The organism is Candidatus Cardinium sp. cByotN1, from assembly GCF_022810525.1.
Lineage (GTDB): Bacteria > Bacteroidota > Bacteroidia > Cytophagales > Amoebophilaceae > Cardinium.
Map to the genome: position 1 here is coordinate 1 of NZ_JAACGG010000033.1, position 5,424 is coordinate 5,424.

Genomic DNA, 5,424 nt, shown 5'->3' on the forward strand with positions numbered 1-5,424 from the left:
TATATTTAATTGATTATTATATATAACAATATATAAAAAAACGCCCCTTGTAAAATAGTTGCGATCAAAAAGTGACCCTTATAGCTGAAATAAAAAAACAGCTGCAATGGATGTTGCAGGGTGGATTCTGTTTTTCCAGCTGTAAGGGGTGCTTTGCGCAACTTTTTACCAGGGCTTGATTTTTTGCTTACTTTTTTATCAAGAAAAAAGTAAGATAAAAAGCCTTTTTTACCAGTATCAGGAACAGATACAATAATTAAGCGTATTGCATGTTTGTTTCATTGGTTATCGGGTAGATATAGAGATTACTCTCTACATCCACTCAATAAAATTTTCACAGACATTAAGTAGTTTAAGGGTATTAGTCGGGTAAGCGGGAGCATTACTTCCTAAACGCCTCAAAGAACCGAACGTACCAACTGCTCGGTATTCGGCTCAAGCAATCCTTATTTTTTTCAGATATCTAACTTGTTCTACAACAATTCACTGTATTTCAGTTGCAAGATTCCGGCGTTAAATAAATCTTTATTGGCCCAATATAGATAGATCGACATCTTGAGTCTTTGCTAGTACCTATTTATTGTATAGTTCTATTATTCCATCATAAGGATAGTCAACATTAGGGTCTTTTGACTAAAAGCCCGTTTTGTAACCTTAGGACATTACACATGTATCATTATCTACTTTTTTACCTTTCTCCCACTTTTTACAAAAATTTTTTTTAAACATCACATTTACATGTGTATTGCTCATACGAAGCAAATTCTCTGAATTACTATTTTGGGCGTTGCGTGTAAGATTAAGTGATCCTGTAAGAACAATATCATAGTCTATAATTATGGTTTTGCTGTGTGCAATACCAGGATGACAAGTTGTATCACACTTAACTTCAATACCTCTTTTGATGAGATCACTTACTTTTTGATTTGTATCGCTAAAGGCCTTTTGATCTACTAATAGTTTAATATCTATATTTCGTTTATGAGTGCTTATTAATGCCTTTGATATTTCATCATGCGTTAAAGAACAAGCTTGTATAAAAATTGATTTTTTAGCATTATTAATGTAGTGCACAATTAGGGAGATACAATTTTGATTATCATATCTTGGGAAACATACGTCCACTTCAACAAAATTTTTACTTTTTTGCTTCTGCTTTTTATTTTTTGTGCTGACCGTTGTAAAGCCATCATCATCATGACGCATGGTAGTATTACCAGATAAATTGAATAGGCTGATCGTACAGCATCTATCTAGCCGTGTGTTAAGTGGGCTAAATATACCACGTTGCGATGAATTCATCATTTGATTAATCTTAACATTGTAATTGTAATTATCTATATATTTCTTATTTACACATTCGTCTCTGACAAATATTATAACATCAGAATTATTATCATAGTGACTATCTGTCCAATTATAAGATCCTGTAATCACATATTCGTCATCAATAATCATAACTTTATTATGCGCTCTACCAACTTGTTGATCAACTTGAATTTGAATTCCTTCACTTCGCAACTTTTGAATCAAATTACCCTGCTTCGTTTCGGCATCTTTATCTATAAATATCTTAACGTCCTTTCCTTTTTGCTTAGAATTTATCAATGCATTTGCAATTTGTTCAGAACTAAAGCTATAAGCTTGTACAATAATTGATTTTTGGGCGTTATGAATCCACTTTACAATTTCAGGTACACAATCTTGATCAGGCATAAAACAAGGAAAAACATTATATTCTGAATGATCTGACTCCTTAGATGGTCCTGCTTGTTCGAATTGATCATTCATACTAAACTTACCTTCTTGCTTACTACAAGAAGTAGTAAGCAATAGAGTGCTGTAACATATTGCTATGATTAGATACGCATATGCCCGATTTGAATATTTGTTAACCATGGCCATTAACTAAGTTGACTATGGATTTGTATCTATAGCGTTAGCCTGTAAAGTATTAATGCTTATAGCGTTAATACAATTGTTTAATTATATTTTTCACAATATAGAATGACAAACCCAAAGGATATATTTGTTGATAAGGTTATATCATGTATAAGTTTCTTTTTTTGATGTGACTTTGTTAGGCACATGTAATCACTTTACACTTAATATAATATAGCTATATTGATTAATCGTATCAAACCTTACTATTTTTTTGTTTTACCCTTAACCTACGTACTTTATTTTTTATTTTCTGATTCCACCCTATAAACCTATCCTTTATGTGTTCTTAGGCTTGTAAAATATTTCTTCCCATCTATCCGGGCTTAAATATGTTCTTGCGTGTGTATCGTTGTCTAGAAAGTAAGTTTTAGTTAAATAGTTTCTGCAAGATCCGGGGCACTCTAATACCCAATGATCCATTCCTAGCCTAAATTGAGCAATGATTGATTCTGTAAGACAATCGACATGAACGTAATCACCACATGGCAGCAGGCCTATAGATTCTGATTCGTGACATATCGCACATTCTGCACCCTGTTTTTGTTTATTTCGGAATAAAGATGGGTTATTGTTAACGAAATATATGAGCTCTTTTATTCTACGTTTGATCCTCGGCCTTTGAGATTCGATTGGATAGCCAGTCCATACCTCAATAACATCGCCTTGCTTCTTTCTTGTTTCCTCGTTGAATGCTTTTATACTTTGCTTAGAGGAATCGAAACTTGTTGGTACGCAAGATTTGAGTTCTTGATTCATTTTATTTATACTCATAAATTCCGACATTAATCGTTGTTTTTCAATAGGATCTAATACGTTCTTTAAACGTAGGTTAAACGATTCAATAAGCAGGTTTCTGTCTTTAACAAAGCTTGCAATCTCTTTATCTCTTTCTGAAAGATCTTGTATCTTACTGAGCTTTTGACTAAATGATTCATTGTGTTTTTGGTTTTTTTGTATCACAGTATTCAAATCACGTATTGTAGCAACTTGATCCTCTTTTCCTGAACTGGAGTTGTATATAATAGGAGTTTGATTTGTTGCAGTTATAGCAGGTGGAGTATTGTTTGATTTATTTTTAGTCTGATTTGATATAGGAGCCTGATTTGTTGCAGTTGTAGCAGGTGGAGTATTGTTTGAGTTATTTTTAGCCTGATTTGATCTAGGTGCAACAGGTGTAGTAGTGCTCGGGCTATTGCAGCTCTGTTTTAATTTAGCTGAATCCGTTTGAGGACGCTTTTTTGACAAGCATGTTGTAGCAAGGCTAAGCAACAAAACTAAATAGCAATTGTATGGCATACGGGTCAGCTTAAAGCAATTATTTATAATCTGCATCGATTTATTAACTTTTGATATGGTATAACTCTTTCACTAGGTCTTATTGTTTTTAACAAAACATTAATTATACGAATAAATCTAGACAATACAAACGATTAGTAATCTTGCGACGCCTATGTTCTAGATGGTGCTGCTAACGGTAAATATATAGTCCAGATAAAGCTGGCCTTAAGAAACAACCTACCTTTTCCGATTGAAAGCGGCCTATGCTTTTAATTCTTTAGTAAGGGCAGTCCTAGATAGTATACAAAAAGATAGTATGCAAAAAGCCTGGACAATTACAAATCAGTGAAGTTTCAAAACTGCTACAATAAAATGAAGATAGTTAAACGTTAGCCGTTTTGCTTATCCCTGTATAAAAAAATGGAGGTGCAACTATACCTATTGTATTTTCTATTAATAATGCTTACTGTATATCATGATTCAATTAGTTAGTTATTAACTCAATATAAATTCGTAAGCTACTATCGTTATGATCACTAATACGCATCAAAGAACCAACCAACAGAAGAGTAGTATACTGCGTACTAAACAGATCATTGCTATGTTAGGCTGCTTTTATTTTTGTGCAGCATTAGATACTTGTTCTAGACATATAAAAAATGCACCCAATATAAAGACAGATAGTCTGCTTTATAAGCCTCCATGTGATACAAGTGACCAGGATGTTTCAAAGGATTATCATAATCTTGATAAATGCTTATGTGAAGTTTCAAAGGCGCTGAAAGGTGATACAAACGCAATGGATTTTTTGGTAGAAAGAGGGAAATATATAGATGTGCATACCCCATATAAGCCTGGATCGGTCAGGGTGGCTATTGTGAAAAATAGCGGCATCTCATTAATACTGGAATATGCACGTGAGGGCACGTTATCATACAGCAAGCAATCAAACGTGCAACCAGTTACCCTCATGATAGTATCTTTGGATGAACTATATAGAGACCCAACAGCGCCACCACCTTCTTATCAAGAAGCTATAAATAATGAACTTCCTTCCTATGAAGAAGTCGTTGATACGCTTGCTTATATCGCATTTATAAAGCGATTAATCGAACATAAGGTAGATTTAAATAGCTGGAATACACGTGGCGAAACATTACTTACAGAAGTAATAAAAAATGGAGATGGTCCTGGGCAGATAGTGGTTATCAAATTACTGCTGGAAGCTGGTGTAAATCCTAATGGCATAAGCAATAAGATGAAAACGCCACTAGAATTGGTAAAAAAGATTAAAAATATTAAAGATCAGGAAAAAACTGTTAGGTTATTGATAGACTATGGAACAAATCCACTGTGGGCCTTGATGGATAAAGCTACCAAAAAACATGTCCGAAATAGCACCATAAACCATTCAGAAAAAGTGAACTTGGATTCATATCTTAGCGAAGAATTAACAAATGTTGATAAACGTTTACAATCATTTTTTAATCAGAAATACAGCAAGCATGATACACTGTTATCAGAACAGGTAAATCTAACTTGTGTAGTATGTCATAAAAAAGAAGAAGCGTCCACTACTATTCAAATTGCTTCATGTGGCCATTATGCACATGGATCTTGCCTAGTGAGGTCGTTTATTAATCAATCTAAGGGACATATTAAGTTTAAACCTTTTCCCGCCTATGTGTATAAACATCTTTGCCCTTGCTGCAAGGAGGATATAACGCACGCATTTATAAAAGACTTAAGCGAATTTTACACCGGAATAAAATTTCAGCAATTGGGTATTACTGTAATCATGCGCCTATTATTAGCTGCTGCTATATCTGTCACATTCGGTCCCTTTTCGATATACGCTATTTCTATTACTAGTCACTTAATTGATGACTAAAAAAGTAGCCAATTCCTGCCAGGAATGGTGCCCAGTACTGTTATCTAAGCAGCGTAAGTCTCTTTTCTACACTAGACTTCAAAACCGGACGTGATAGTTTTCAATCATCCGGCTTCTTTCTGATCTGGTGCCTGCATGCATACTTTCTGGAACGTTTCCGTTCACCCAATGGTGTCAACTTAAGTAACTATTTATTTTTTTTATTTGATTATAAATGTTTTTCTCTTACTTTTTTCTTGATAAAAAAGTAAGCAAAAAATCAAGCCCTCTGCAAAAAACTGCTGAAAGCTCGGCTTACAGCTGGAAAAACA

At 34.0% G+C, this 5,424-nt stretch carries 3 protein-coding genes; 1 reads left to right on the forward strand and 2 read right to left on the reverse strand.

All coding sequences use genetic code 11. From position 1 onward, the window contains the following. Positions 1-654 precede the first annotated feature (654 nt). Together MUW73_RS01200 and MUW73_RS01205 are read right to left on the reverse strand one after the other, a co-directional pair. Positions 655-1,791, reverse strand: coding sequence for a phospholipase D-like domain-containing protein (locus tag MUW73_RS01200; RefSeq protein WP_243575174.1), 1,137 nt, complete (start codon positions 1,789-1,791; stop codon positions 655-657). Positions 1,792-2,220: 429 nt separating this feature from the next. Next, positions 2,221-3,240 carry an RING finger protein gene (locus MUW73_RS01205; protein WP_243575175.1) on the reverse strand — a complete coding sequence of 340 codons (1,020 nt, stop codon included), beginning with the start codon at positions 3,238-3,240 and terminating at the stop codon, positions 2,221-2,223. A gap of 511 nt (positions 3,241-3,751) precedes the next feature. Between MUW73_RS01205 and MUW73_RS01210 the strand changes: the two genes are divergently transcribed. Further along, complete coding sequence (locus MUW73_RS01210; RefSeq protein WP_243575176.1) at positions 3,752-5,113, forward strand: ankyrin repeat domain-containing protein; 1,362 nt, start codon at positions 3,752-3,754, stop codon at positions 5,111-5,113. The last annotated feature ends 311 nt before the right edge of the window (positions 5,114-5,424 follow it).